3 protein-coding genes are annotated in these 4,608 nt (G+C 72.5%); 1 reads left to right on the top strand and 2 read right to left on the bottom strand.

Annotated elements, in window-relative coordinates; genetic code table 11:
• Positions 1-182: 182 nt before the first annotated feature.
• Positions 183-2,000: a gamma-glutamyltransferase family protein gene (locus tag ABTZ89_RS36005; protein ID WP_351053420.1), complete on the bottom strand. Its 1,818-nt coding sequence runs from the start codon at positions 1,998-2,000 to the stop codon at positions 183-185.
• A gap of 47 nt (positions 2,001-2,047) precedes the next feature.
• Entirely contained in the window at positions 2,048-3,346 is a 1,299-nt protein-coding gene (locus tag ABTZ89_RS36010) for a UDP-glucose dehydrogenase family protein (protein ID WP_270952779.1), read from the bottom strand.
• Between the two features lie 159 nt (positions 3,347-3,505).
• On the opposite strand from ABTZ89_RS36010, the gene ABTZ89_RS36015 reads away from it, so the two are divergent.
• Positions 3,506-4,462, top strand: a complete 957-nt coding sequence (locus ABTZ89_RS36015) for an aldo/keto reductase (protein ID WP_270952780.1) — start codon at positions 3,506-3,508, stop codon at positions 4,460-4,462.
• Positions 4,463-4,608 lie beyond the last annotated feature (146 nt).

Raw genomic sequence — 4,608 nt, forward strand, 5'->3', positions numbered from 1 at the left:
GGCGCATAGCCCACCCTCGCAGCTTGCGCCGCCGCGGGTTCTCAGCGTTCGCCTGGCGAGGACGGCCCGACTGCCGTGTATTGGCATACATCAAGTCGGGCATCCGGAGGCCAGGCGGGCGCTGAGGTTCCGCTACCCGCACCGCCACGCAAAACGAGCCTGGAAAACCCTCAATTCTGCGGTCAGCGGCCGGCTGCGTAGCCCTGGGCGCCTCGGGCGTTGGCGGCGGCTCGGAGGAGGCCGGTTTCCGGGTCCCGGGAGACCGCCGAGAGGCGGCCGAGGGCCCAGGGGCCCGCGTCGAGGACGTCGTGGCCGCGGCGGGCGAGCTCGGCCAGGGTTTCGGCGCCGAGGCGGGACTCTGCCACCACTCGGCCCGGTTCCCAGGCGCGCGGGTAGAACGAGCCCGGGAACGCCCCGGTGTGCCAGGCCGGGGCGTCGATCGCCTCCTGCAAGTTCAGCCCGCCGTGGACGTGGGCCAGCCAGAAGCACAGCTGCCACTGGTCCTGCTGGTCACCGCCCGGCGTGCCGAAGGCCAGCGCCGGCACGCCGCCGCGCAGCGCGAGGGACGGGCTCAGCGTGATCCGGGGGCGCTTGCCCGGGGCCAGCGAGTTCGGCAGGCCCTCGTCGAGCCAGAACATCTGCGCCCGGCTGCCCAGGCAGAAGCCCAGTTCCGGGATGGTCGGCGAGGACTGCAGCCAGCCGCCGGACGGGGTCGCCGAGACCATGTTCCCCCAGCGGTCCGCGACGTCGATGTGCACCGTGTCGCCGCGGGCCTCCCCGGTCGGCGACACCGTGGGCTCGCCGATCCCGACCCCGCTGGGGTCCTTCTGCCCGTCCACGCCGCGGTTCTCCGCGACGTGCGCGGCCAGCACCGCCTGCCGACCGCCGGGCGAACCGGGGCGCAGCTCCAGCGACGCCCGGTCGCCGATCAGCCCGCGGCGCTCGGCGGCGTACTCGCGGGACACCAGGTCGGCGAGCACGCCGGGGTCGGCGGAATCCCCGTACCAGGCCTCGCGGTCGGCGAACGCGAGCTTGGCCGCCTCGACCGAGAGGTGCACGGTGTCGGCGTCGGCGAGGCCGTCGACGTAGTTGATCCGGTCGGTGAAGCCCTCCAGCAGGCGCAGCTGCTCCGCGAGCGCCGGGCCCTGCGACCAGATGCCGAACTTCGCCAGCGTCCAGCCGCCGGGCAGGTCGACGGTCAGCGGCGTCTCGTAGGTCGCCTCGAACTCGGCCATGTCCTGCGCGGTGAGCACCCCGGCGTGGTCGTGCCCGGAGTTGTCCCGGTGCGGGATCCGCGCGAACTTCTCCACCGCCTCGGCGACGAAGCCCTGCGACCAGGCACGACGGGCGGCGTCGATCTGCGCCTCGCGGTCACCACCGGCCGCTTCGGCCTCGGCCAGCAGCCGTTCCCAGGTGTCGGCCAGCGCCGGGTTCTTGAGGATGCTGCCGGGCGCGGGCGCGGCGCCGCCGGTCAGCCACAGGTCCGCCGAGGTCTGCCAGTGCTCCCGGAACATGTCCCGGACGGTGTCGATCGTGGTGGTGATCCGCTCCACGATCGGATAACCGCCGCGCGCGTAGCCGATCGCGTACTTCAGCACCTCGCGCAGCGTCTTGGTGCCGTGGTCGCGCAGCAGCAGGAGCCAGCCGTCCCACGCGCCGGGCACTGTCGTGGCCAGCAGGCCGGTGCCGGGCACCAGGTCCAGGCCCAGCCCGCGGTAGTGCTCGGCGGTCGCTGCGGCGGGCGCCGGGCCCTGACCGGCGAGAGCGCGCGGGCGCGGGTCGTCGGCGGTGGCGAACAGCGCGGGGACCTCCCCGCCCGGTCCGTTGAGGTGCGGTTCGACCACCTGCAGCACGAAGCCGGCGGCGACCGCGGCGTCGAAGGCGTTGCCGTCGTCCTCCAGCACCGCCATGCCCGCTGCGGAGGCGAGCCAGTGCGTGGAGGCGACCATCCCGTGCGTGCCGGCGAGTTCCGGGCGAGTTGTGAACACGTCGAACACCATAAGGTGGCGTCACCCGGTTGATCGATAGTCGAAGTAGCGAAAAGTGCTCAGCCTACCGGCGTGCGGCCGACTCCCCGCCAGCTCAGGCCCGCCCGGCGCAGGACGTCCGGGTCCAGGTGGTTGCGGGTGTCCACGACGACCGGGCCGTCGAGCTCCTGCGCCACCCGGGTCCAGTCCAGCGTCCGGAACTCCTGCCACTCGGTCAGCAGCACGAGCGCCGCCGCGCCCTTCGCGGCCTGGTACGGGTCGTCGACCAGCGTCAGCCCCGACGGCAGCTCCGCCTCGTCACCGCGCAGCCCCGGGTCGAAGGCGACCAGTTCCGCGCCCCGCGCCGCCAGCAGCCGCGCCACCTCGAGCGCGGGCGAGTCGCGCAGGTCGTCGGTGCCCGCCTTGAACGTCAGGCCCAGCAGGCCGATCCGGACGCCGACCGGCGAACCGCCGCAGGCCTCGACGACCTTGTCGACCATCCGCTCGCGCTGCCGCTCGTTGGACGAGATGGTCGCCTGCAGCAGCGGGAAGTCGAACGACACGGCATCCGCGACCTGCAGCAACGCCGCGGTGTCCTTCGGCAGGCAGGACCCGCCCCAACCCGGGCCGGGCTGCAGGAACGCCTGGCCGATGCGCCGGTCGTAGCCCATCCCCTCGGTCACGTCGGTGATGTCGGCGCCCAGCCGCTCGCACAGCTCGGCGATCGCGTTGACGTAGGACAGCTTGGTCGCCAGGAAGCAGTTCGCCGCGTACTTCACCATCTCCGCGCTGGCCGCGTCGGTGAGCACCGTCGGCGCGCCGAGCCGCGCGTACAGCGCCGCCACCCGCTCCGCCGCGTCCTGGGTGTCCGAGCCGACGACGATCCGGTCCGGGTTCAGGAAGTCGTGCACCGCCGACCCCTCGCGCAGGAACTCCGGGTTGCTCACCACCGCGACGTCGGGGCGCCCGACCAGCTCGCGCAGCCGTGCGGACGTGCCCACCGGGACCGTCGACTTCGTGACCAGCACGCATCCGGCAGGCAGCACCTCGCGGACCTCGCGCGCCACCGACTCCACCACGGCCAGATCGGCCCCGCCTCCGGAACCCATCGGCGTCGGCACGCACAGGAAGACCACCTCGGCGTCGGCCACCGCGCCCGCCGAACCCAGCACGAACTCCAGCCGACCGGCCGCGATGCCCTCCTGCACCAGCTCGGCCAGCCCCGGCTCGTGGATCCGGACCTCGCCGCGGGACAGCTGCGCGACCTTCTCGGCGTTGATGTCGCTGCACACCACGCGGTGGCCCAGCGACGCGAGGCACGCGCCGGTCGTCAGCCCCACGTAACCGGTACCGACGACGACGATCCGACGTGCGAACACCAGTCCCCACACCCCTTCAAGCGAGCGGCCGAACAGCCGCTGATCCCCCCTTCGAGAATCGTGGCACATCGCCCGAGCAGAGGAACTGACTTGGGCAAACGTTCACGCGCCGTACGTCTGGCGTGACTCGCGTGTGACGGGCCGTTTAGGGTCCTCGGCGTGGAACAGCGACGTCTGGGCGAATCCGGTCTGGTGGTCAGCGCGGTCGGTCTGGGGTGCAACAACCTGGGCCGCCCGGGAACGGCGACCGAATCCCTCGCCGGCGCGCGAGCCGTGGTGGACACCGCGCTCGACGCCGGCATCACCTTCTTCGACGTGGCCGACGTGTACGGCTCGCCGCGCGGGCGCAGCGAGGAGCTGCTCGGGCAGGCGTTGTCCGGCCGCCGCGAGCAGGCGGTCATCGCGACCAAGTTCGGCATGGACATGCAGGGCGGCAACGGCCCGGACTTCACCGCGCGCGGCTCGCGCCGGTACGTGCGCCGCGCGGTGGAGTCCTCGCTGCGGCGGCTGGGCACCGACTGGATCGACCTGTACCAGCTGCACCGGCCGGACCGGCTGACGCCGATGGAGGAGACCCTCTCGGTGCTCGACGACCTGGTCCGCGAGGGCAAGGTCCGCTACGTCGGGCACTGCAACCTGGCCGGCTGGCAGCTCGCCGACGCGTCCTGGCTGGCTTCCTCGGCCGCGCAGACCGGACCGGTGTCCACGCAGAACCACTACTCGCTGCTGGCCCGGGAGGCCGAGCGCGAGATCATCCCGGCCTGCAAGCGGTTCGGGGTCGGGCTGATCCCCTACTTCCCGCTGGCCAACGGCCTGCTGACCGGCAAGTACCGGAAGGACCAGGAGCCGCCGGCGGGCAGTCGTCTGGCGAACCGCAACCAGATGCTGATGGACGCGCCGTGGGAGCGCATCGAGCAGCTGCGGACCTTCGCCGAGCAGCGCGGCATCCCGATGACGTCGGTCGCGGTCGGCTGGCTGGCCGCGCAGCCGGTGGTCGGCTCGGTGATCAGCGGCGCGACGACCCCGGAGCAGGTCCAGGCCAACGCGGTCGCGGGCCAGTGGCGCCCGACGGCGGACGACCTCGAAGCCCTCAACGCCATCTGCCCACCCCTCTGACCCTCCGCCCCCGGGGCTCCGCACCGATGATCCGCAAATTCAATGGAATTTGGACATCCGATTTCCATTGAATTTGCGGAAGTTCTCCACAGCCAGGACGACTTGTCCACAGGTGTCGGCGTGTCGGGGGCCAGGGGTCCCGACAC

Source organism: Saccharopolyspora sp. NPDC002686 (assembly GCF_040295745.1).
In the GTDB taxonomy this organism is placed as follows: Bacteria; Actinomycetota; Actinomycetes; order Mycobacteriales; family Pseudonocardiaceae; genus Saccharopolyspora; species Saccharopolyspora oryzae.

Coding starts and splice junctions, on each gene's coding strand:
- ABTZ89_RS36005 (WP_351053420.1), bottom strand. CDS start 2,000: ATGGTGTTCGACGTGTTCACAACTCGCCCGGAACTCGCCGGCACGCAC.